This window comes from Lysinibacillus sp. GJ-1, assembly GCF_021166035.1.
GTDB classification, from domain to species: Bacteria; Bacillota; Bacilli; order Bacillales_A; family Planococcaceae; genus Lysinibacillus; species Lysinibacillus sphaericus.
Map to the genome: position 1 here is coordinate 3,304,411 of NZ_CP088912.1, position 24,385 is coordinate 3,328,795.

18 protein-coding genes, 1 pseudogene, 1 riboswitch and 1 other annotated feature are annotated in these 24,385 nt (G+C 37.6%); of the genes and pseudogenes, 1 reads left to right on the plus strand and 18 read right to left on the minus strand.

Features of this window, described 5'->3' with window-relative positions; translation table 11 throughout:
* Positions 1-211: 211 nt before the first annotated feature.
* The 7 genes and pseudogenes from radC to LO754_RS16460 form a co-directional block, all read right to left on the minus strand.
* Positions 212-883, minus strand: coding sequence for a RadC family protein (gene radC / locus LO754_RS16430; protein ID WP_029747282.1), 672 nt, complete (start codon positions 881-883; stop codon positions 212-214).
* 32 nt (positions 884-915) lie between these two features.
* A complete protein-coding gene (locus tag LO754_RS16435) occupies positions 916-1,509 on the minus strand; it encodes a Maf family protein (protein WP_024363191.1) in 594 nt (197 codons plus the stop codon).
* Between the two features lie 98 nt (positions 1,510-1,607).
* Complete coding sequence (locus LO754_RS16440) at positions 1,608-2,252, minus strand: hypothetical protein (protein ID WP_231784815.1); 645 nt, start codon at positions 2,250-2,252, stop codon at positions 1,608-1,610.
* Positions 2,253-3,149: 897 nt separating this feature from the next.
* Positions 3,150-4,418: a bifunctional folylpolyglutamate synthase/dihydrofolate synthase gene (locus tag LO754_RS16445; protein ID WP_231784816.1), complete on the minus strand. Its 1,269-nt coding sequence runs from the start codon at positions 4,416-4,418 to the stop codon at positions 3,150-3,152.
* The gene (locus tag LO754_RS16450) at positions 4,415-5,707 is read right to left on the minus strand and encodes a bifunctional folylpolyglutamate synthase/dihydrofolate synthase (RefSeq protein ID WP_231784817.1); all 1,293 of its coding nucleotides are present in this window, start codon (positions 5,705-5,707) and stop codon (positions 4,415-4,417) included. The genes LO754_RS16445 and LO754_RS16450 overlap by 4 nt, the downstream gene beginning before the upstream one ends.
* A gap of 141 nt (positions 5,708-5,848) precedes the next feature.
* Complete coding sequence (locus LO754_RS16455; protein WP_024363195.1) at positions 5,849-6,250, minus strand: hypothetical protein; 402 nt, start codon at positions 6,248-6,250, stop codon at positions 5,849-5,851.
* 87 nt (positions 6,251-6,337) lie between these two features.
* Positions 6,338-6,439: riboswitch (cyclic di-GMP riboswitch) on the minus strand.
* Positions 6,440-6,563: 124 nt separating this feature from the next.
* Positions 6,564-9,204: pseudogene (locus tag LO754_RS16460) on the minus strand (valine--tRNA ligase).
* A 179-nt stretch (positions 9,205-9,383) separates the two neighbouring features.
* Positions 9,384-9,705, minus strand: a binding site (T-box leader).
* Positions 9,706-9,809: 104 nt separating this feature from the next.
* Here LO754_RS16460 and LO754_RS23885 point away from each other — a divergent pair.
* Positions 9,810-10,004 carry a hypothetical protein gene (locus LO754_RS23885; RefSeq protein ID WP_024363197.1) on the plus strand — a complete coding sequence of 65 codons (195 nt, stop codon included), beginning with the start codon at positions 9,810-9,812 and terminating at the stop codon, positions 10,002-10,004.
* Here LO754_RS23885 and LO754_RS16470 read toward each other — a convergent pair.
* The 11 genes from LO754_RS16470 to LO754_RS16520 form a co-directional block, all read right to left on the minus strand.
* Positions 9,987-10,667, minus strand: coding sequence for a hypothetical protein (locus LO754_RS16470; RefSeq protein WP_029747283.1), 681 nt, complete (start codon positions 10,665-10,667; stop codon positions 9,987-9,989). The genes LO754_RS23885 and LO754_RS16470 overlap by 18 nt on opposite strands.
* A gap of 141 nt (positions 10,668-10,808) precedes the next feature.
* On the minus strand, positions 10,809-11,255 hold the full coding sequence (locus LO754_RS16475; RefSeq protein ID WP_024363198.1) for an SRPBCC family protein: 447 nt from the start codon (positions 11,253-11,255) through the stop codon (positions 10,809-10,811).
* A 123-nt stretch (positions 11,256-11,378) separates the two neighbouring features.
* A complete protein-coding gene (gene hemL / locus LO754_RS16480) occupies positions 11,379-12,671 on the minus strand; it encodes a glutamate-1-semialdehyde 2,1-aminomutase (protein ID WP_231784818.1) in 1,293 nt (430 codons plus the stop codon).
* Positions 12,671-13,651: a porphobilinogen synthase gene (gene hemB / locus LO754_RS16485; RefSeq protein ID WP_024363200.1), complete on the minus strand. Its 981-nt coding sequence runs from the start codon at positions 13,649-13,651 to the stop codon at positions 12,671-12,673. Before hemB ends, hemL begins: the two co-directional genes overlap by 1 nt.
* Positions 13,648-14,409: a uroporphyrinogen-III synthase gene (locus tag LO754_RS16490; protein ID WP_231784819.1), complete on the minus strand. Its 762-nt coding sequence runs from the start codon at positions 14,407-14,409 to the stop codon at positions 13,648-13,650. Before LO754_RS16490 ends, hemB begins: the two co-directional genes overlap by 4 nt.
* The gene (gene hemC, locus LO754_RS16495; RefSeq protein ID WP_231784820.1) at positions 14,399-15,331 is read right to left on the minus strand and encodes a hydroxymethylbilane synthase; all 933 of its coding nucleotides are present in this window, start codon (positions 15,329-15,331) and stop codon (positions 14,399-14,401) included. Before hemC ends, LO754_RS16490 begins: the two co-directional genes overlap by 11 nt.
* A gap of 18 nt (positions 15,332-15,349) precedes the next feature.
* On the minus strand, positions 15,350-16,177 hold the full coding sequence (gene ccsA, locus LO754_RS16500) for a cytochrome c biogenesis protein CcsA (protein ID WP_024363203.1): 828 nt from the start codon (positions 16,175-16,177) through the stop codon (positions 15,350-15,352).
* A gap of 222 nt (positions 16,178-16,399) precedes the next feature.
* Positions 16,400-17,764, minus strand: coding sequence for a glutamyl-tRNA reductase (hemA, locus tag LO754_RS16505; RefSeq protein WP_024363204.1), 1,365 nt, complete (start codon positions 17,762-17,764; stop codon positions 16,400-16,402).
* Positions 17,765-18,107: 343 nt separating this feature from the next.
* The gene (locus LO754_RS16510; protein ID WP_229387229.1) at positions 18,108-21,038 is read right to left on the minus strand and encodes a VWA domain-containing protein; all 2,931 of its coding nucleotides are present in this window, start codon (positions 21,036-21,038) and stop codon (positions 18,108-18,110) included.
* A 17-nt stretch (positions 21,039-21,055) separates the two neighbouring features.
* On the minus strand, positions 21,056-22,504 hold the full coding sequence (locus tag LO754_RS16515) for an S-layer homology domain-containing protein (RefSeq protein WP_231784821.1): 1,449 nt from the start codon (positions 22,502-22,504) through the stop codon (positions 21,056-21,058).
* A gap of 78 nt (positions 22,505-22,582) precedes the next feature.
* Positions 22,583-24,235, minus strand: a complete 1,653-nt coding sequence (locus LO754_RS16520; RefSeq protein ID WP_231784822.1) for a hypothetical protein — start codon at positions 24,233-24,235, stop codon at positions 22,583-22,585.
* Positions 24,236-24,385: the final 150 nt, after the last annotated feature.

The window sequence follows — 24,385 nt, forward strand, 5'->3', positions numbered from 1 at the left end:
ATCTGAATGAAAAAACCAACGAGCCGCGTCAAGCGCTTTCTTAGGTTCGTTGCACTTCCTCTTCGTACCTGTCCCATTACCTATTGCACACGCTTATGGAGAATGTTAACGCCCTTGCCTTCACTTCGCGTAGGAGTTGACATGCCCATTCCTTCATTCAACAACATTTCAATGCACAAACGTATGTAGGAAAGCCTTTACTTTATTAAAACTAAAAATAACCTTTTTCTTTTAAGCTAATAAATTGATGGTCGCCGATGATGATGTGATCCAGTAATTCAATGCCAATAATATAGCCAGCCTCCTGAATTCGTTTCGTTACCTCAATATCTTCTGGACTTGGGGTAGGTATACCGCTTGGATGATTATGCGCACAAATAATAGAAGCGGCAGAGCGCTTGACAGCCTCACGGAAGATTTCTCTCGGATGCACAATAGAAGCGTTTAGGCTCCCGATAAATATCGTTTGCTTATGCATAATTTGATTTTTGACATTAAGGAAAAGGACGACAAAATGTTCTTGACTTAGAGAGGTCATATCTGGCATAAGGTATGCTGCGGCATCTTGCGGAGAACGAACGGTAAACTTGTCATCATTTTGCTTTTGAGACAAGCGCCGGCCAAGCTCTATGGCAGCTAAAATTTGAATTGCCTTTACCTCCCCTATCCCTTTAATGGCAATCATTTCTTCAATAGTTGCATGTTTTAAATGGTGTAAACGTTCAAATGTACTTAATACACGATTCGCAAGTGCAAGAACTGATTCTTCCTTCGTACCTGTCCTTAATAAAATAGCTAATAGCTCCTGATTCGATAAGCTCATTGCACCTTGACGAAGTAGTCTTTCACGTGGTCGATCTGCCATATTGACGTCACGAATCATCGTTTTTGGTAAAACATCTGTTGGCAATAGCTTCACTCCTTCGCAAATTGAATAATATGCTTCGCTATCAATTGCGCAAACAACGCTGCAAGTGGTAAGCCGACAACATTGTTATAATCTCCTTCAATTCGTTTAACTAAAAGGGTTCCCGCTGTTTGAATACCATAACCGCCCGCCTTATCATAAGGGTCTCCAGATGCTACATAAACTTCTATAAGCTCCTGTGATAAAGTATGGAATACAACTGCTGTTTCTTCTACAAATGTTGTTTCTATACCATTCGGCTCAATGATGGCAACTGCTGTCATCACCGTATGACGCTTGCCTGATAAACGAGATAAGTGTGAAATAGCTTCCTCCCGTGTTTTTGGCTTATGCAGTAACGCATTGTTAAAAACGACGATTGTATCTGCGCCAATAATCGTTGCTGCTGGCACTTTCTTAGCTACATCTCGTGTTTTTAGCAGTGCCACACCTGTTACATAATCCTGCATAGTTGTTGCTTTTACACTTGTCTCTTCTACATCACTTGTTACAATATCAAACGGAAGGTCCAACATAGCAAGCAGTTCCTTTCGTCGTGGTGATGCAGAAGCAAGTACTAATTTATGATTTGTTTCAAACATGATTTCACCATTCCTCCTTCTCTCTATCATAACGGAGAATACGGTTTTTGAAAATTTTCAAAAAATCAAGATAACACTCATATAGCTAACTATTCGACTTAGAATTTCGTTTGAAGACAAGCATTTTTGGACTTATAATGTGCAAAAATTTGGAGACGCACGATACTTAAATCACTAGAAATAGAGGTTGCTGCCTTGCCAATACTTTGCCAATCAGCAGGAAGAGTGGAATCCTTCGTTGCCTCTTTAAAATTTAATTTTGTCGTATTTTTATCAGCTAATACTTTTATCACTTCAGCAATTGTCGCCTCCTTGCAACTTTCACCACTAACACTAAACACTTTTTTAAATGTTGGTGGGTCCTTTAAAAACACTAACTCACTTTCTTCGTTCACTATACTTGTCCATACATAAAACTTGCCCTCTACTTCTACAATTGCACTTTCTTGCAATGACGGATGTTCAGAGACAAATGCACTTGCACTTGCATAATTAGAAAATACGCCCGCTTGACTTGCAAAAAACATAGTTGAGTTTGCAGTACCGCTTGTTGTCGGAATTGTTGCGGAGTCTGCCTCTGTTTCAGTTTCGTTTTTCGCTACTTCACTTTCCTTTTTTAAAGAAAATTGGGTACTAGCTTGGAGAACACCTAAAAAAACTGCAACACCAAAAAGCCCGACAATACCACCAATTAGCATTGCACGCACTACTTGTTTTCTCACTACATGACTAACTATTTTCATACCTTCATCACCTCTTCCTTCAACTATCAAAACGAACATAAAAAAGACGACACTGTTATCAGCTGTTATTTCATATAAGTATATGTTAGAGAGTATGCTTAAATGCTAATTTAATGCATTACCATTAATAGAAATTGGTGAGGTTCTACATTATATTTTTTACCTTGTTATATAAAGTGTTTGCCTACGCCTCACTAGAGTGTGATTGTTGGCATGAACTTACATAAGTGATAAAAAAATAAAAAAGTCAACCCATTAGTGAGTTGACTTTACCTTTCTAATTAAACCTATAATTTTCATTGCTTACTAAATTTCAAAATAGTTAAATCAAAGACGTTAAAGATAAACTTTATTGTGACAAATCCAGCTAAGTTTAAAATGATAATATACGTAGAAAAATAAATTATACTTTTAACATCACTTATTACAGGCGGGTTGACAAACGCAATAGCAATCACAAAAGCCAAAATAAAAATAAAAAAATTACTATTTAAAAATTTCATAAGTAACCCCTCCGCATTTAAAATTTATTAGAGCCATCCATTTGTTTCACAAAAATCTGTAAAAAATCTAAGATTTTGCACCCTGCACCCTTTAATAATACGTTAGATCAACTATAACCGCACTTGCTGTTGGTGCTAAATACGTTGCAATAAAGTTTAAAATCGCAAGGATTGATGACTATCTTCCTTCTTACAATGATTAAGTAACTTGTGTCCTTTACCGTGTCAGGCACAAGCTACTTAATCCAATGTTACTTACAGCCACTGGTTACATAAATTGCATGGCGATTTTGTAACATACTGAAAGCAATTGACAAGCCGTTGCTCAAGTAACTATCCTTATCCTTCTAGCAATCCCCTATCTAAATCGCACGCAGGAGTGGAAAAACAGTTGTCACTCCCTATGTCCGCTTCCGTCAAGCAAGCTACCGCGCACTTCTGTTAATAAATATAAAGAGCCGGTTACGATTGTTCTACACTTCTTCTCTGATTGCTGTTGTAAAAATGGAATTGTATTTTGCAAAATTGCTTTTTGCGGGGCATAACATAATGCCAACATATCTTGTGCTGACATCGCACGCGGATTATCAAAATCAACAAAATAAAATGTCTCACTAATTTGCTCTAAGTACTGCAAAACTGCTTTTACATCCTTATCACCTAATATGCCGACAACAAAGGTAATAGACTCATTAGGAAACGCTTGGCGAACCGTTTCTACCAATTTTTCTGCACTAGCTGGATTATGCGCACCATCAAAAATAATATATGGCAACACCTCTTCAAATCGTCCTAAAATACTTGCCATTTCAATACCTTGGCGTATACTTGCCACGTTGATTGCTACATTTAGCGCAGTCGCAACTTCTAAAAATGCAGTAATGGCTAATGCCATATTATTCGCTTGATGAGGTCCTTTCATATGACGTGTAAGATTTGTGATATGTAAGTCCATAGTATCGTTTTTATAGTTCTCATAGTCATGCATCCGCACAATATGGAATTGATTGTTCAGCTCTAGAACAGGTGCTTGCTTTGCATTAGCTTCTCTCTCAATAATGTTCTTTGCTTCACAAGGTAAATCCCCGATTACAACTGGTCGATGCTGTTTAATAATCCCTGCTTTATGCTGCGCAATGCTTTCAATAGTCGGACCTAAAAATTTTGTATGCTCTAGCGCTATACTCGGAATAATCGAGACAATAGGTTGCACTACATTCGTACTATCTAGTAAGCCCCCCATACCCGCTTCGATTAATGCAATATCGACATCACAATGGACAAAATGCAAAAACGCTGCGACAGTTAAAAGTTCGAAATCCGTTAGTTTACCGCTAAGCCCCGCATTCTTCATTTGATGAAAAACGCGATCCATCTCTAGTGCTGAAATAGGTTGTTGCATTACTTGAATTTGGTCATGCACATTCAAAATGCATGGAGACATGAACTTGCCTACTTTTAAGCCATGTTCCTGCGCAATTGACTCTAAAAATGTTAATGTTGAGCCTTTGCCATTCGTGCCTGCAAGGTGCACAATTTGCAATGTTCTTTCAGGATTCCCTACAAGTGCCAATGCTTCTTCAATCGCTGTAAGCCCTGGCTTAATTACATCATCACTAGTTAAAGCCCATTTTTTCTTATAATCATCAAACTGAGGAATCATTGTGCTCCCTCCTGTATCCATTGGCGAACTTCAGCTATAAAATACAGCGAACCTGTAATCACAACAATATCTTGTTGGTCCTTATGTTGTATGACTTCACTTACTATATATTTCCAATTTTTGTTATATCGTTTGTCTTGATGCGTTGATAACATCGCTAACTGTTCAGCTGGCATGGCATTGGGTAGTCCAATTTGTGTAAAAGATATAGAAGTTGCTACTGCATCCATTAACGCAATACTATTGGCATGGTCTTTATCAGAAAGAGCTGCATAAATAAATCGATAGCGTTGAATTGGATAGACCTTCTGTAATGTTCGAATCAATGCGGCAGTTCCTTCTGAGTTATGAGCACCATCTAATACAATATTATTAGGGAACTGTTCAAAGCGACCTGCCCACTGTGCATGTTGTAGCGCTTGGCGCATTGACTCTTCGGATAAATGAATAAGCCCTTTTTCACGTAATAAATCCATCGTTGTGATAGCCAGACTCGCATTAGCGATTTGATGCGCTCCTGCCATTTTTAATTGAATGTCTGTGAGGTCAAGATGCGCATTGTGATAATGAAATGATTGCATGCCCATCTCCTGCTCCTGTGCAATCACGTTAAAATCATGCCCTAGAACAAGACACCTAGCATGACGTTCTTGTGCAACCTTTTGAATCGTAGCAAGTGCTTCTTTATTTTTAACACCAACCACTACGGGTACACCTTCTTTAATAATACCTGCCTTCTCAAAAGCAATCTTCGCATATGTATCGCCTAAAAAAGCCGTATGCTCTAAAGAAATCGTTGTAATAATGGATACAAGTGGTGTTATGACATTGGTCGCATCAAGTCTTCCACCGAGCCCAGTTTCAATTAACGCAAAATCCACTTCTTCATGTGCGAAATATTGGAACATAATAAGTGTGACGACCTCAAAAAAGCTTGGATAGTCCCCATTATAATTTGCCTCAATGATTGAAGCTACGTTATTCATATACTGTAAAAATTGCTCGTCCGGAATTTGTTTTCCATTGATGGTCATACGTTCATTGACACGTGTTAAATGTGGTGAAGTAAAAGCACCAACCCGATATCCTGCATTCTCTAGCATTTCTCTCAGTACATTTACGGTGGACCCCTTGCCATTGGAACCTGCCAAATGGATGGCGCGCAACTTGTTATGCGGGTCCCCTAAACGCGCCAATACTTCACGCATCATGACTAAAGGTTCACGTTTATGATCAACCGCCTTTAATGTAAAAATAAAATCTGTACATGCTTTTATCGTAGTAAACAAAAGAAACACTCCCTTTCACTACAGTATAAAGGGTGATTGGCACACAAACAATTCTGATACAAATTTAAAAACACACAGAAAACCACTGTAGGAGTGATCATTTGTGTGTTTTTAACTATTTTTTTTCAAATAAACAACAAATTATTGTAATTGATGGATGCCTAATAGCGCTCCCATATCATCTAAAATTATTTTTGCATCATTATTTAAGAGTGGCATAACATCCGATCTTTGCACTAGTTCTAACGAATTTTTTAATGTTCTTTTCAGCATCGAAATATCAAAATTTGAACAATACTCATTAATCTTATTTATCACTAGTAAATCTGTACGTGTTAATGAAATCTTCGTATCTTTTTGTCCCTTATTATCCGCTAAAATATGCTTAATAAGAACCCGTCCACTTGCATTTAATAGTCGATAATATTTAGCCTCCGATAACTTTAAAAGATTTGCTTCTATAATTCCCCTAGCGCTCACAAAATCTAAATCATCACAAGCTTTGTTTACTTTCACTACAATTGTTCCAATATTTCCTGACATAATAAACCTCCGTTATTCTTGCATTCAAAGTAAAAGACCATTCTACTCAACATAGAATGGCCATAAAATCAAATAAAAATTTCATTTAATGGTAACCAGGCGATCATAGTTTGAAAAATACTCATTTCTCTTCACCTTAGACCCTAGGCTTTGCGTCCTACCCTTTCGGATAGTTTGCCTTTATCTATTATACTAACTAAAATAGATAATACTATATATTTTTTCCTAACTCAATACATAACTTTTGATGCATAAAAAGAAAAACAGCAAATGACTATTTCGCCATCTGCTGTTTCTTCAAATCACTATGCTATTACATGTTTTTTAATTCTTCTAAACGTTTTAATACCACTGCATGTTTCTCTTCATAATCCGCTAATTTTTCGCGTTCGGCATTTACTAATGCTTCTGGAGCCTTTGAAACAAATTTTTCATTGGACAGCTTACCAGTGACAAGCTTCACTTCTTTCGCCCACTTTTCTAGTTCTTTTTCTAGACGAGCGATTTCTTCTTCTAGATTGATAAGACCTACAAGCGGTAAGAATAGCTCTGCTCCCGTTACTACTGCCGTCATTGATTGACTCGGAGCCTCTAAGCCTTCACCAATTGTTAACGGCTCAGGATTACAGAATTTTTCTAAGTAGGCTTTATTCGCTTCAAGAGTAGCAACTGTTGCACTATCTTTAGCAGAAATGAACAACGGTACTTTTTTGCTCATAGGTGTGTTAACTTCCGCACGAATATTACGCACCGAACGTATAATATCCATAAGGAGCTTCATATTGTCTGCTTCTTCAGCAAAGTGAAGATCCGTACGCACAGTATGCTGCCACTGTAATTGACTCACCTTCATGAGGTAAATGTTGCCAAATTTCTTCTGTGATGAATGGCATAAACGGATGTAATAGACGCATTGTTTGGTCTAATACGTAAGCTAGTATAGATCGAGTTGTTTTCTTAGCAGCCTCATCTTCACCATTCAGCGGTAGTTTCGCCATTTCAATATACCAAGAACAGAAATCATCCCAAATGAAATTATATAGTTCACGACCTACTTCACCAAACTCATAACGTTCTGCTAATGAAGTCACACGTTCAATTGTTTCATTCAAGCGCGTTAAAATCCATTTATCGGCTACTGATTTTTCACCAGTTAAGTCGATTTCATCATATGTCATTCCATCCATGTTCATAAGTGCGAAACGGGAAGCATTCCAAATTTTATTAGCAAAGTTCCAAACAGATTCTACTTTTTCCGTTGTATATCGTAAATCTTGGCCTGGAGATGAACCTGTTGCTAAGAAATAACGCAGTGAATCCGCTCCGTATTTCTCAATAACATCCATTGGGTCCACACCATTACCAAGTGATTTACTCATCTTACGTCCTTCGCCATCACGTACCAATCCGTGGATTAATACATCTTTGAATGGGCGTTGTCCAGTAAATTCAATACCTTGGAAAATCATACGAGATACCCAGAAGAAAATAATATCGTATCCTGTTACAAGCGTACTTGTTGGATAGTAACGTTGATATTCTTCATTTGCCTCGTCATACCAACCCATTGTAGAAAATGGCTATAGTGCTGATGAGAACCATGTATCTAACACATCTTCATCCTGTGTCCAATTTTCTGCGTCTGCAGGCGCTTCTTTACCTACGTAAATTTCACCTGTTTCATTGTGATACCATGCAGGAATTTGGTGTCCCCACCATAATTGGCGAGAGATACACCAGTCACGGATATTTTCCATCCAACGAGAATATGTGTTTTCAAAACGTGATGGAACGAAGTGAACTTTACCTTCCTCGTCTTTTTGCAGTTCTAAAGAGGCATCTGCAAGTGGTTGCATTTTAACGAACCATTGTGCGGAAAGATAAGGTTCTACAACTGCACCAGAACGTTCAGAATGTCCTACAGAGTGCATATGCTCTTCAATATTGATTAGGACACCTGCTTCTTGTAAATCGGCAACAATTTGCTTACGGCATTCAAAACGATCCATACCATTGTATTTACCCGCAAGTTCATTCATTGTGCCATCTTCGTTCATTACCAGAATACGTTCTAAGTTATGACGATTACCAACTTCAAAGTCGTTCGGGTCATGAGCTGGTGTCATTTTTACTACACCTGTACCGAATTCCATATCAACGTAATCATCTGCTACGATAGGAATTTCACGGCCCACGATTGGTAAAATAACCGTTTTACCGATTAAATGTTGGTAACGCTCATCTTTCGGGTGAACTGCTACACCAGAGTCCCCAAGCATTGTTTCAGGACGTGTCGTTGCAACTTCCACATAGCCAGAACCATCTGCTAATGGGTACTTCATATGATAGAATGCACCTTGTACATCCTGATAGATAACTTCAATATCCGATAAGGCTGTTTTTGCTGCTGGGTCCCAGTTAATGATACGCTCCCCACGATAAATTAAGCCTTTTTCATATAATTGCACGAAAACCGTTTTAACGGCATCCGATAAACCTTTATCGAGTGTAAAACGTTCACGAGAGTAGTCTAATGCAAAGTAAAGCTTCGCCCATTGCGCGCGAATATGCCCAGCGTACTCCTCTTTCCATTCCCAAGTTTTTTCTAGGAATTTTTCACGTCCCAAATCATAACGTGTAATATTATCTTCACGTAGTTTTGCTTCTACTTTTGCTTGTGTAGCAATACCTGCATGGTCCATTCCTGGTAACCAAAGTGCATCATAACCTTGCATACGCTTCATACGAATTAAAATATCTTGTAATGTTGTATCCCATGCATGACCAAGATGCAATTTTCCTGTTACGTTCGGTGGTGGAATGACGATTGAATAGGGTTCCTTCCCGCTTTCAGGTTGTGCTTCGAAAAATTTACCTTGTAGCCACCATTCATAGCGACCCGTTTCAATAGACTGCGGATCGTATTTCGTCGGCATTGAAATGTTTTCTGTCATATTGACTCCTCCTGTTGTGAAATAATTTTTGACATTTATGCGCTTAGGCAAGCTTCATAATTACTCGTCTTGATTTACCAGTGTATTCACACCAAATAAATCAGTGACAAATGCCTTTGGATTATTCGCTAATAAAATGCATACATCTTTTTAGCAAATAAAAAAACTCCTATCGTCAACAAAAGGACGAAGGAGTTTAAGTTCGCGGTACCACCTTTAATTCCAGCAGAGTAAGATAAGCACTCTCGCACATCACTATTTCTCATATTAGTGCACTTTAAATGCCCTTATACATTAGAAGTAAGGATTCATGCTGGATGTCTTAAGCTTATTACAGCTGGCTCTCAATTCGTTAACGGTGTTTAACCGGCTTTAACTACTATTAGTTCACTAAAGCTGCTCGAGGGCTACGTTCGATTACGTACAAATAGAAACTTTTCAGCTACCGTTTCCTCTCTATAAATGCACAAATAATTTACTCTTCCCTGTCATAGCATCCATATTCAGCTTTCCACATTGTACCGCAAATTCATCTATTTTTTCAAGTGATTTAGTTAATTTCAGCTAGTCTTAAAAAGTAAATAGAAAAGGAAGTGACTATTCATATGCGACGACGTAAGTATAACCCTTGGCTTTTACCACCTTGGCTACGACAATTCCGATTTTATTGTAGAACAATTATTGTACCGATTTGTGGTTTTCAGTTTATCCGTGTTATCATCATCCCAACTTCTGGCGATCTTATCATCTTATTACTTTTACTACTTCTATGCTATTTACTTTTAAAAGATATCATTTGATACACGAACTTTGAGCGGAGTATAGTCTTCTGTTAAATCCCAAATCATTGTTTCTACTTCATTCCAGGAACTTGATTCGCGCACAGCAGAGTGACTGGAAGATTCTCTAAGCACAATTTTTTGTTCCGCCGGTACCGATTGTTTAGCTTTGGCTGATGCTTCTACAGGTGTCGGTTTCATTACTTGGACAGTTTGCTCAATAAACGTAGACTCCTCTATTGGAAGTTGCGTCTTGGCTACAACAACCTGTTCCTCAACAGCATCGATTTTTTCTACTGCTGGCATTGGTAATGCTTCACTACGAAATGTACTCGTCACTGTCCATTCAAGTTGACACATTTGATTGGACAGTATTGGACGAATGTCTTTCACCATTAAGTCCTCAATCGCTGCCTCTTTTGGTAAATCAACATTTAATGGGACTGCATATTCAAAATAGCCAGTATCTCCTTGAATATCGAGTGCATCAATACTGATTAAATCTTCGGCATCCATGAATGTTTGCATGTCTTGAAAATCAAAGCGTACATGCGCTGTGATATGATAAATACCATTTAATCTTAACGAGTCTTCTAATTGCATCGATTGCCATTGTGGCTTTATCTGCACAGCCGCAATTTCTGTTGGGCAACCATATCCCGGAAAACAAAATGTTTCACGCATATTCCAAGTTTTCTGTTCGATAATAATCCCTCCCTTAGCATCATATGAATTGCAATCGAAATGTATGCTAGACAACGATGGTTACAAGATTTTTACCATAAAAAAAGCATGCCTGAATAAAAATCAGGCATGCTTTTACGCTTAAACGTTTACCATTTTAATTTTATTTGCTACGCGATCTGTCAACATTTGTGTAGCTTTTGGAACGATTGGCTTGAAGATTGGATTTAATACAGGACCAGCTAAACCTCCTGCTGTAACTTCTAAAAAGCCTGTCATTTTTGTATTGTTTGCATCAATGCTTTCAGCTAAGAAATAGCCATTTCCTGTAAAATTATCTGATAGGCCTTTTAATTCAAAAGTTACCTTTGAAGGTGCTGCCCACTCTAAAATTGTAATCTCTACTTCTACCGTTTTTTTCAGTACACCAACATTACCTTTAAATGTCCACGTAGAGTGTTTATCATCTATCATCGTATGTGCATTATAACCTGGGACAAGCTTTGCCCATTTTTCCATGTCACTAACGAATTCCCAAACATGTTCAATTGCTACGGGTACTTCTACTGTATGTGTGCCTGTTGCCATTTTAAAACCACTACTTTCTTTTCTGAATAGCTCTATTATAAACTAAAACGCCCACTATTTGGCTATGCTGAAAGTTTTAATTTTGACAAAAAAAAGCCACCCCAATGGATGGCTTTAGATAACTTATTTTGCTAATTGGGCAAACACTTTATGGAAAGCATCGACCGTTTTCGCGATATGTTCCTCTGTATGTGCAGTAGAAATAAACAATCCTTCAAATTGGGAAGGCGGTAAGAAAATACCTTCTTCTGCCATTAAACGGAAGTATTCCGCAAATAATTGTAAATCAGACGTTTTCGCTGAAGCAAAATCGATTACATCTTCATTTGTAAAGAAGAAACCAATCATCGAGCCAGCGCGATTCACCGTATGTGGAATATTGTACTTTGTAGCTGCAGCTCTAAATCCTGCTTCTAGTTGGTCTCCTAACTTTTTGAAATACTCATAGGAGTTTTCATCAAGTCGGGATAACGTTTCATAGCCTGCTGTCATTGCTAATGGATTACCTGATAATGTACCAGCTTGATAAATTGGACCAGCCGGTGCTACTTGTTCCATAACTTCCTTCTTACCCGCGAAAGCACCTACAGGTAGACCGCCACCAATTACTTTCCCTAGCGTTGTCATATCTGGTGTTACAGCAAAGTAACCTTGCGCACAGCCATAGTCAACGCGGAAGCCTGTCATAACCTCATCAAAGATTAGCAGCGCACCATGCTTTGTTGTTAATTCACGTAAGCCTTCTAGGAAACCTGGCTGTGGTGGGACAACGCCCATATTCCCTGCCACTGGCTCAACAATTACTGCCGCAAGCTCTGCACCAAATTTTTCAAATACTTGTTTAGCACCTTCTAAATCATTGTAAGCCACCGTTAATGTATTACGCGCAATATCCGCAGGTACACCAGGGCTATCAGGTATGCCTAATGTCGCCACACCTGAACCAGCTTTTATCAATAATGAATCACCATGACCATGGTAAGAGCCTTCAAATTTCAAAATTTTATCACGACCTGTTACACCACGTGCTACACGTAATGCAGACATTGTTGCTTCTGTCCCTGATGATACAAAGCGAATCATCTCCATGCCAGGTAAACGTTCTAATACTAGCTTAGCTAAACGATTTTCTGTATAACTAGGAGCTCCAAAAGAAGAACCTTTCGCTGCAGTTTCAGCAATGGCTTTTACAACTTCCGGATGAGTATGCCCTAAAATTAAAGAGCCCCATGATAGTACATAGTCAATATATTCATTGCCATCGATGTCTGTAATTATTGCACCATGACCAGATTCCATAAATATAGGATCCATATTTACTGATTTAAATGCACGTACGGGACTACTAACCCCACCCGGCATTAAGTTGATAGCTTCTGCATATGCTTGTTTTGATTTTTCGTAAGAACGCGCCATTATTTCTCCTCCAACCAACGTGCTACATCTTTAGCATGATAAGTGATAATTAGATCCGAGCCTGCTCGTTTCATACCTAGCAATGTTTCAAGCACTACTTTTTTCTCTTCAATCCAACCATTGATAGCTGCAGCTTTAATCATTGCATATTCACCAGAAACGTTATACGCAACAATCGGTAATGTATAGTTATTTTTCATATCTCGAATAATATCTAAATAGCTTAGGGCAGGCTTCACGATTAAGAAATCCGCACCTTCTTCAATATCAGATTCTGCTTCACGGAAAGCTTCCATACGATTGGATGGGTCCATTTGGTATGATTTACGATCACCAAATTGTGGTGCTCCATCAGCCGCATCACGGAAAGGGCCGTAATAGCTTGATGCATATTTTACGGCATAGGACATAATTGGTACATTTTCAAAGCCCGCTGCGTCAAGACCAGTACGTATTGCAGCAACAAAACCATCCATCATATTTGACGGTGCAATAATATCTGCACCTGCTTTTGCTTGTGAAACAGCAGTACGTGCTAAAACATCTAAAGAAGCGTCATTTAAAATTTGATCGCCCTCAATCAAGCCACAATGACCATGGTCTGTAAACTCACACAGACATGTATCAGCAATCACTAACAGCTCTGGGTGACGCTCTTTAATAAGTCGTGTCGCTTCTTGAACAATTCCATGATCGTGGAAAGCACCTGTCCCCACTTCATCTTTTTCTGCTGGTAAACCAAATAAAATAACAGCTGGGATACCTAAAGCAACCACTTCATCTACTTCAGCACCTAGATTATCTAATGAAAATTGAAAAACACCTGGCATTGACTGAACTTCATTCTTAATATCTTCGCCTTCTATCACGAAAATAGGATAAATTAAGTCCTCTTTGTGTAAGTAAGTTTCTTTTACCATAGATCGTATCATTGCATTTGCGCGTAAACGACGATGTCTTTGAAATTGTAAATTTGTCATGTTCTTTCCTCTACTTTCGTTAATTCCTCGATGACTGCTTGCATAGTATAAATACTCGGCATAATGTCTACAGTAGCACCGTGGTTTACAATAGCTGCTTCTGTAATGTGCCCGATTGCCGCCACACGTACCGCTTTCCATCCAACGACTGTAGCTATATCTTTTGCATAGACATCTACAGCCGAAGGACTTGCAAAAATGACTGTAACATCTGAATGTTGCTGGATACAATCGATAATTACTTGTTTTTGGTCGTGGCGCTCAATCGTTTCATAAACCGTCCATTCATTTAATTTGAAGGGCAGCCCATCCTTTAATGTTGTTTTCGCTTTTTCCCCACGAATAAATAAACATGTTGGATTGTGCCCTGCAACAATAGGAAACTCTTTAACAAAGACATCGGCACTAAATATTGAAGGCATAAAGCTAACTTGAAAGCCTAACTTTTCTAATGCCGCAGTCGTTTTCGTTCCAATCGATGCAATTTTCCCTTGAAAATAGCTTGCACTTAAATGACAACGATTCATCTTACTAGCAAAAGCATCTACCGCATTTTGACTCGTAAAGATTAGCCAGTTAAATTGACGTGCAAATGCTAATTGCGCATCATCTTTTGGATCAATAATTTCGCAAGTTTCTATCAATGGGGCAAAAACTGCCTGACCACCTAAAGCGGAAATATCGTCTCCAACTGTTGCTGTTTTAGACGTTCCAGTTAAAATAATTGTTTTACCCTGCAAAGGTAAATTATTTAGCATCTTGCTCTGCCTTAACACGTTGAATTAAATCATAGGCACCTTGTTTCGTTAACATGTCAGCTAGTTCATTACCAATTGCTTCGGCATCAGTACCTACTACCGTCTCTTTATAAATAACTGCGGCATCTGGTGCGGCAACTAACCCTGTTAGTGTAATTTCTTCCCCATTATACTTGGCATAACCTGCGATAGGCACTTGGCAACCACCATCCATAGCAGCTAAGAAAGCACGCTCTGCATGTGCTTCTTTCCATGTAGCACTGTCAGTTAATTTTGCTAGTTCAGCTAATAATTCAGCATCGTCTTGTCGACATTCAATCCCTAAAGACCCTTGTGCTACAGCTGGAAGACAGTCTTCCACTGATAAAAACTCTGTTACGACATCATCGCTCCAACCCAATCTCTTTAAACCTGCGGCCGCTAAAATAATCGCATCATATTCGTTTGTTTCAAGTTTTGCTAAACGTGTATCGACATTTCCGCGAATCCATTTAATTTCAATATCAGGACGTAATGTTAAGAGTTGAGCACTTCGTCGAAGAGAGCTTGTCCCCACTACTGCTCCTGCAGGAAGATCTGCAAATTTCACATGACCTTTAGAAATAAATGCATCGCGCGCATCCTCACGAGGTGGAATACAACCAATTACTAAACCTTCTGGTAGTACGGCAGGCATATCTTTCATCGAATGAACCGCAAAATCAATTTCCTTGTCAAAAAGCGCCTGTTCAATTTCTTTTACAAAAAGTCCTTTACCACCAACTTTAGAAAGTTGAACATCTAAAATTTGATCGCCTTTAGTAACAATTTCTTTTACTTCAAATTCAAACGGCACACCTGCTGCCTTTAGCTCATTGATAAACCAATTTGTTTGCGTTAATGCTAATTTACTTCTCCTAGAACCTACAATAATTTTTCTCAACAGTCTCCAACCTTTCTTCTAATACCATAAATGGAATCGAGATAAGCTACTTCCTAAAAAGAAATTTACGACAACTAATAAATAAGCATAAATATGAACCCACGCATAATTAGTGCCCGTCAGCTTACTTTTACGATTCACATATAAAATACAACAATATAATACTAAAATGATAAAGGACCCTATTATCTTCGCATCAAAGATAGATAAACTCTCTAATCTTAATAATGCCCATTCAAAGCCTAATATTAAACTTATGAATAACATTGGAATCCCTATAAAAAATGATACGTTCATCCAATTGCTCGTTTGCTGTAATGATGGCAAACGTGTCCATAATTGTGACCATTTTTTCTTTTTTAATAAGCGATATAAAACTAAATATAATATCGCAAATACAAAAGTTAACGTGAAAGCAGCATACGATAATATCGCAAATGAAATATGGATAAAGAGCATTTCCGAAATTAATGTATCCCCTACTGCTCCTGTTGGCCTTTTCGGCATAAATGTAAAAATACTAGCAAATAAAAATCCTAATATATTGATAATAAATACTGGTAAATCGACTCTCGCTATACAATGGAGAATAATCGATAATGTTACTAACAACCAAGAATAGAACAGAATTCCTTCATATAAAGATAAAATCGGGAAACGCTTTGTTTCGATAAAAGTTAGTATAATAATGGCACTTTGAATCACCCATACAAATGAAACAAGCCAAAAAGCAATCCGCCTTGCACGTACTTGTTTATAAAAGTAATCAGTAAAGTAAAACACTAGACTGATCGCATACAAGACGATCATCACTTCATAGAGCCTTGTCATTGTCAAATCAGCCAATGGACATCCCTTCTTTATTTCAAAAAGTGCTAAAGCTACTATAAACAGTATCCCAGCCTAAAAAAGACGTTTTCGTATCTTTAGTTTACCATACAGATACGAAAACGCCTCATGTAATTTCAAGTTCGCACACGTCAGCAAAACCATGCAAAAAGCAAAAATTTGCTACATGACTCAAATCGTGAGCCTCAAGCGATTGTGGAGCTCGAATGTCTAGACATCTTAGAAAGAGTACTTTGGTTCAGTAGGTGTTTGCGATGATCGTAAACGTTCTTTACGCTCAAGCTCTTGCTTGCTCATCATATCCACTTCATCTTCCACAGCATCCTCTATGCCAAAAATTTGTTGGAATAAACGTAACTGTTCATTTGCTTTTGGTGAATTTGCCATTTCCTTAGCTTGTAAAATTGGCTCTTTTAACAATTGATTAATAATTGATTTTGTATGCTTACTTAAAATCTTACGTTCTCGATCCGTTAACTCTGGCATTTTATTTTCAATACTGATCATTGTTTCTTGTTGAATTTGGTTTGCTTTTTTACGTAAAGCCGAAATGACTGGCACGACACCAAGCGTTGCAAACCAATCTTTAAATTGAACAACTTCTTTATCAATCATTTGCGTAATTTCCGCTGCCGCACGTTCGCGCTCTGCCAAGTTAGCTTCAACAATACCTTGTAAATCATCGATATCATATAAGAATACGTTTGGCAGATCACCAACACGTGGATCAATATCACGGGGTACCGCAATATCGACCATAAACAGTGGTTTACCTTTACGCAAACGTTCAACAAGTTGCATGAGCTCATAATCAATGACAAAATCTGTCGCACCTGTGGACGTAATTAAAATATCCGCTTCAAGTAGTGAGCATTGTAATTCCCTCATTGACTTCGCTTCACCTTGGAACTTGGCTGCTAAACTTTCAGCTTTTTCAAAAGTACGATTAATAACCGTCACTTTTCCTACGCCGTTACCATACAAGTTCTCGATAGCAAGTTCACCCATTTTACCTGCCCCTAAAATAGCGACGTGCTTGCGTTGTAAAGATCCAAAAATTTTCTTTGCTAATTCTACTGCTGCATAAGAAACAGATACCGCATTCTCCCCAATAGCTGTTTCACTATGTGCTCGCTTCGCAAATGTAACTGCTTGTTTAAATAACTGATTGTAGACCGTACCTGTCGTCCCAATCTCTTGTCCATTTAAGAAGCTTTTTTTCACTTGTCCTAAAATTTGTGTTTCACCAAGCACCATTGAATCAATTCCAGCTGTAACTTTAAATAAATGTTCTAATGCCTCATCTTCTTCTCGAATTGTTAAGTAAGAAGAAAAAGTCTCCACAGGCAAGTTGAACCAATTTGCTAAAAATTGCTTCACAAAGTGACGTCCAGTATGCAATTGATCGACGACTGCATATATTTCTGTTCGATTACAAGTTGAAACGATAACATTTTCCAATATGCTTTTTTGTTTTTGCAGCGCTTCCATTGCTTGCGGTAACTCGCTTTCTACGAAAGATAGCTTTTCCCTAATTTCAACTGGCGCTGATTTATAATTCAAGCCTACTACGATGGTATGCATGAATAACACCTCACACGTTCTAATTCACAAATCTCATTATAGCACAGTTCGACAATAGTTCATCTATTATTTGTGAACATGTCATGAAGAACTATAATTCATTTTCTACTTTAGAATTATTATAAACTAAGTTTAACAAATTATACGTATTGTATCAAATTTTAAAACTGCATACGAGTAATGCTGGTTTCGCTATGTCAAGGAAAGTTCAAAAATAGAATGGTCTGCTAGATAGCTTTCTCTAAAAATGGCATTGAACTCTTTTACACAATAGAAAAAACTGTAGACAAACTAAAACTTGCATCTAGTCGTCTACAGTCGAATCGCTCCTCATTGAGCACTTTTATGAATTTGTAATTTTAACAGTTTTTTGTGAAATTATTTTTCCGTCTTTATCATAAGCTAAAAACTCGATGTCGCCATTGACTTTAAAGTCAACCATAGTTTGAACATTTTTCGTCAACATAAACACACTATCGCTACGCTTTTTAAGATCAAATTGAACATCACCGCTGACAGAGGAATAACGAACAACGACATTTGCAACATTTGGACAATTACTATCAATTCTTGCATTCATCGTAATATATCCTTTTCGGATGGATACTGTCGCTTCCTCAAATAAATCATCAGGGTTGATACAGCTTGAAGGCGCAGTTTTACATAGAATCGCATCAATTATTTTTTGAGCGACCTGATGGAACTGGTAATTATCAATTGCATGATAATATGTGCCACCTGTTTCCGTAGCCATTTGTGTCAGAATTGCCTCATTAATTTGGTTTTTCTTACCCATACTTACAGTGTAAATTTTGATGCCTTTCTTTTTCGCATCATTAATTACTTTTGTCATTTTTGATTTACTTGTTTTTCCATCAGATACAACAATAATGGATTTAGAAGTTTTTGTATCATTTGAGAATTTAGTAAGAGCTAATTCTATACCAGTAAAAATATCTGTAGCTCCCTTATCCGTCGATGTACGATACAGGTCTTTCTTTAAGACATTATCTGTACTGCCTTCACCTAATACAGTTGCACTTGTGTTCGTTTCAATGACAATATTATTTTTCGCCTGAATTTGATTGATTACTTCCATCATTTTTGTACCGCGATAATTCGTTTGGTCGATACGTTTCATAGAAGAAGAGTAATCAACTACATATGCGACTTCAGTTGCTAAACTACAAGCATTTTTACTAAAGTAAGGATTTGTAAAAATTTCTTTTGTAATCGTTTTATCTGTAATAGACTTCAATATTGTTGCATAACGTGGGTCAACTTTATTGACAAGAGTAGCTTCTATTTTAGATTTCCCATAAATGATCGAGTCAAAGTAAGCGACTGCAGTCCCTGGCCCACCTGTATTATTCAAATAATCCGAAGTATTTGTGACAAAGGATGCCGTTTTTTCTACACCATCAAATTTGATTTTTACCGTTCCTTGATAATCCGTAATTGGTTCTCCACCTGGACGAACTAACGTTACCATAACTTGTGTATATCGGTCCTTACCAGATGGTCTTGCCGCAGCATCTGCACTTTCTTTTAACGCCTCAACACGTTTTTTATAAGCTTCTACTTGTCCTAGTAATTTACCGCCTTGGTATTTTAATAATACGGTACGTTCATAATTACTTAAGCCCGTTAATATAGCATAAATTTTCATAACACTATCATAATGCTCTAATGTTAAATTCTTTTCTTCTGGCATATATTTTGGACTCATTAACTGAATTATCGTACCTACTGGATTGATATTTTCCACTTGTGAAGCAATATTATCATCGATTCCTTGGATTCGATAAATTGGACGACCATCCTCTGAAATCATATACATAATCTCAGTCTTCGCTGGTGTCGTCACAGAATCTTTTAAACGCTCGTTCAATATTTTTTCAAATAAATATACAGAGATATTATAGTTTTCAAATTGTAAAATCGCATTCTCATATCCAAGAGCAGGATACTTCGGATCGGCGCCACCATATTGTAAATACATATTTTGTACAACGCCTAGAGAATTGGTAACATTTGTTTGTTGTCCAATACTAAAACGCTTTTCATCTGCATCAGGATTTAATGGCACGGGACCGTAAACATCAATTACATTTTCAGTGAAAAACTCCGGTGGCTTTTCATATTGTACATAAGGTGGTGTTATAGTACCATTGTCATCTGTATTCGTTGGGTCATATACTTTAAAGTCAATGCGTAATTCTGGCTGTGGCGCGTAACGCACGTGTGCATTTAATTTTTCTCCAACCAGACACTTCATGCTAGGGTCTGTGTTGTTAATAAGTTCAAAACTAATCGTATCACGTACTGATTTTGTAAGCTTTTTCGCTTTAACAAACGCTGTTACAGTTGAACCGTCCGATTGAACGTTGCGAACAGCTTCACCAGCTGAATTGACAATATCAGCTCCCTCTGAAGACGTTACACGGAACGTATAGGACTTATCATCAGCAATCGGGTCACCGTTACATGCCTTTAAAGATACTGTAATCGGCGTCATATCCTCACCGTTTGCAATTAAATCTGGTTTTTCAACTTCAATACTTTGCAGAGCATTATTGACATAGTCAGGACCTGTAAAATCACTATCATTATCCTTCGGTTCTTCAAACTCTCCGCTATTCGAACCCATAAAGCCTGCTGGTAAAGTTACTTTATCATTATCACGACCTGCTGCAGATTTTTTTAAACCTAGGACAGCAAAGGAACCGTTTTGTACACTACGATATAAAAACTCGGCTGCATCACCACGAGATAGTTTCGTAGAGGGATTAAAATCAGCAAATGTTTTTTTGCCTGTATTGCCAGTTGAAATATCATTTGTATATAAATATTGTACTGCTTGTGGTTCATCTAAATCTAAACCTTTAAATGCAGCATATATACGTGCAAAGTGACCTCGTGTAATGGCTTTTGAACGATTTGCCATTACATGTGTACCTTCGAATGGCAAATATAAATCACTATAAAAATTATAGGCAACACTTTCGTTATATGATAACGCATAGTTTTTATCAAGCTTTGCAAACATTGTGACAAGCTCTCGCTCTGTTACTTGCTCGTTTGGCAAAAAGTTATTCGCACCATTTAATGCTAATAAATCATTATCAACTGCCCAAGAAATAGCTTTGTATTTACTATCAGTTGTCGGCACATCTTGAATCGTTGTAGCAGCTAGTGAGACCATTGGTGTTACAGTCATAAAGGCTAGTACAAAACAGGCCAATAATAGCAATGCCTTTTTCGCATATTGCATTCCTTTCAGTCCTTTCATTAGTTAAAGAATAATATATCATCTCGGTAGTTTTGTTTTAAATCATTCTCTAAATAGTTTAAGAATCGCTCAAGCACAGCAGATGCTTGGGCACGAGTTAATGGTTGGTTTGGATTAAATAGGCCCGTTACAGGGTCGCCTGTCATAAGACCAAGCTCATTGACGATATAAATACCATCTCTTGAATAGTTAGGAATTTGTGCATCATCTTTAAATTTTGTAACATAGCCAGGATCTGGCGCTTTGTTTTCAAGCCCTAATGCACGGACAAATATTGCCGCAGCTTGCGCACGTGTAATCGCATTATCTGGTTTGAAATAATCTGGTGTCACACCTTTAATGATGCCTTTGTTAACTGCCGATTCAATATAGGCATAATCTTTCATCGTACGTTTAACATCTTTAAAGACACTTGTAGATGTTTTTTTCGTATTCTTTTCTTCCATAACACGAAGGTCAACTGCTTTACCAATGGCGATAGTAAAGTCAATTCGTTTCATCGGCGTATTTGGTGAAAAGAAATTACTTGTATCGGAATAGATCCCTAATGAGTATAGTTTTTCGATAGCAGCTTTTGCATAGTGATTCGATAAATCACGGAATTTCGGAATAATAAGACGTTCGATTGTCGGCGTAAATTCTGTATTTAAATCCACTTTACCTTTTTGTCCAGAAGCTAAATCATACGTATATTCTGAAATTACGTCCTTTTCGCTAACGACCGCATAGCCTCCATCAAAGCTTGCTAAACTGCCTGGATTTTCCTCATAATTGAGCACACGTGATTTGCTTGTTGATAGACGATTTTTCACATGGCTTGTTGTACCATCACTGTACGAATAAACAGATTCAGTAATTTGCGTTTCAGTTGCTCCCCAGAAATTTTCGTACCCGGCATGACGACTATCTGTTTCTATTATTACTGTATTTGTTTTTGCGGTCTTACCAGAGCCAGTCTGAAATGTATATGTTTTTCTTGAAATAACATTTCCTGAATAATAATCAGATGCTGCGCGGTTATCTGTTACAGTTCCTTGTGAAAACTGGTAGTCTGCTAATGTATACGTTATTTTGCCGACTACAATTTTCTCAGAGTACTTTTTCACAACACCATTCGAGGTCTTTTGCCCAATCGTAGCATAGTTAACAACATCTGATTCATAAGCTATATTTCTTGTTAATGTCGCGCCATTACTTGCTGTTAATTTTAAACTATACGTTTCTGTTAATTTCCCTTTTGATTCTTTTTGAGTAATTTTAATATCTTTACTCGTCCCTTTAAAAATAATGGGTGTTCCAGTAATGAACACGGCTTCTTCGTATGTATATTCATTTTTTACCGCACCAGTTGTTTCCACCGATGTGGCAGAAGCATCTGCTAGTATGCTGGTCCCCATAACGAACACCATCATTAACGCTAACAGCACTTTCAATACCTGTTTTCGCATCTGTTTTTTCCCTCTCTTTCTTCCCATGCATATGCACAGATGAAGCTATCCCTACATAGAGAGATAGCTTCCATCTTATTAATCTACTAGAATGAAATGTGCCTTTACAAAACGGTCAGATAGTACGACTAAACGATCGGAAGGTTTCAAATCAGATGGTTGAATAACTTTCCCTGCTTTAATAAGCGTCGCTTGATCAATATTCATATCAACCATTTGGCCTGCCTCATACCAACGACCATTTTGCCATTGACTCACACTTTTCACATTAATAATAGCTGGATATGTCGATTTTACTGACTGAAGTTTACCTACTAGCATTAATGGAGCAACTGGTTTTGCATTATCTAACATGTGAAGAGCTTGTACATGCCCGTTGTTCACATAGAAGTAACCGTAATCCCCTTCTGATAAATACAGTTCAATATCTGGCATTACACTATATGTTTTATTGCCATCATCAACCTTTGCCTTTGTCGTATTACTCACAGATAGTACAGTCTTATCTGTTTTCTTGAACACATTTGATTCGATTTTCATTGCATCATCAATTTCAATTAAATAGCCATCCGCTTGAGTTAAACGTCCATAATATAATTCATGTGATGCTAAGTTTGGTGACATAAAGCTATCGCTTGTTACATCCACCACTTGTGCATAATGATCACGAGCAGTACCGTCAGTAATAACAAACGCAGTACCATATGCTAATAATCCTGTTGGTTGAACAAAACGGCCATTGCGAATTAAAATTGATCCATCATGGAAGTACAGCGTGCCCGCATTTTTCAGCTTTAATAATTGGTAATCTGTATCGACTGCAATCATTGGCTCATAGTACGTACGTTCATTATTTTTCAATACAACAATCTTCTCAATAACCTCTTTACCAAATTGCTTCACTGTCGCGTAATATGCTTCACTACCAATATAATTTTTCAACTGACCTTTTTCTATTTTTGTATTTCCAACGTAAATAGGAACCTTTGTAGAAAAACTCATTGTAGATAGTGCAGTTGTTGACGCTGTACCAAATTGCCAGTTCACAAAGGCATTTTGATTTTTAACCGTTAATTTGTTCGCATTGATATTAACCGATTGTATTTCACCTTTGTAAAGATTTTCAACTAATGTTCCTGTCTCACTAATATCTACTTTTGTCACAATCGAAGTACTTGTATTTTTCAGATGAAGCTTTACACGATCTCCTACATACAGTCCACTAATATCAACTGATGAGGAAGCTTTTTGAAACGCTGTATCCTTATTCAAATAATATGTAGTTTCTTTACCGACATCTGGCTTTACCATAATGAACATACCATTAGGATCAATGCTTGTGATTACGCCAGCTATCGTTTTAGGATTTTGTGCGACTGTTGTCGTTTCCTCAGTAGTATTGGAAGTACCACGAAGTTCCACTACACTACGCAGCGAGATTTCAGCTTCTACTTTCATACCTAGTTTAAAACCTTCAATCGTTGTTTCCGTATTATTGATGTACAGGCGGGCACTATTGCTAATATTGTATGTGACTTGGCGACCACTCGCATTTTCTAAAGTGATTTTACTTAGCTGTTTTTCTACTTGCCCACTTGCATTCGTATATTCTGAATAAGTTACATCTACGAAGGTTCCTGTTACTAACTGTGCAGCCTGAACAGTTGGTAATGATGGTAAACTAAATACCATTAAACATAGAACGATCAATATGTATGGAATCTTCTTCAACAATTCCCGCCTCCTTATAAAATTGTTATTTATCAATAGTATATCGTATTATTGGTAGTTTTTCTTATTCAAAAAGTTACATTTTCACATGTTTTTCTATTTTTTCGAATCTACCATAGACATAAAGGAAGAGGTAGCTTCCAATTTCAA

Bases quoted from the DNA above. Each gene is read 5' to 3' on its own strand.
- LO754_RS16475 (WP_024363198.1), bottom strand. From the start codon at position 11,255: ATGGCAACAGGCACACATACAGTAGAAGTACCCGTAGCAATTGAACAT.
- hemB (WP_024363200.1), bottom strand. From the start codon at position 13,651: ATGACAAATTTACAATTTCAAAGACATCGTCGTTTACGCGCAAATGCA.
- hemA (WP_024363204.1), bottom strand. From the start codon at position 17,764: ATGCATACCATCGTAGTAGGCTTGAATTATAAATCAGCGCCAGTTGAA.
- LO754_RS23885 (WP_024363197.1), top strand. From the start codon at position 9,810: ATGCGACGACGTAAGTATAACCCTTGGCTTTTACCACCTTGGCTACGA.
- LO754_RS16440 (WP_231784815.1), bottom strand. From the start codon at position 2,252: ATGAAAATAGTTAGTCATGTAGTGAGAAAACAAGTAGTGCGTGCAATG.
- LO754_RS16445 (WP_231784816.1), bottom strand. From the start codon at position 4,418: ATGATTCCTCAGTTTGATGATTATAAGAAAAAATGGGCTTTAACTAGT.
- LO754_RS16470 (WP_029747283.1), bottom strand. From the start codon at position 10,667: ATGCGTGAAACATTTTGTTTTCCGGGATATGGTTGCCCAACAGAAATT.
- LO754_RS16490 (WP_231784819.1), bottom strand. From the start codon at position 14,409: ATGCTAAATAATTTACCTTTGCAGGGTAAAACAATTATTTTAACTGGA.
- radC (WP_029747282.1), bottom strand. From the start codon at position 883: ATGATTCGTGACGTCAATATGGCAGATCGACCACGTGAAAGACTACTT.
- LO754_RS16435 (WP_024363191.1), bottom strand. From the start codon at position 1,509: ATGTTTGAAACAAATCATAAATTAGTACTTGCTTCTGCATCACCACGA.
- LO754_RS16515 (WP_231784821.1), bottom strand. From the start codon at position 22,504: ATGCGAAAACAGGTATTGAAAGTGCTGTTAGCGTTAATGATGGTGTTC.
- LO754_RS16510 (WP_229387229.1), bottom strand. From the start codon at position 21,038: ATGCAATATGCGAAAAAGGCATTGCTATTATTGGCCTGTTTTGTACTA.
- hemL (WP_231784818.1), bottom strand. From the start codon at position 12,671: ATGGCGCGTTCTTACGAAAAATCAAAACAAGCATATGCAGAAGCTATC.
- LO754_RS16455 (WP_024363195.1), bottom strand. From the start codon at position 6,250: ATGTCAGGAAATATTGGAACAATTGTAGTGAAAGTAAACAAAGCTTGT.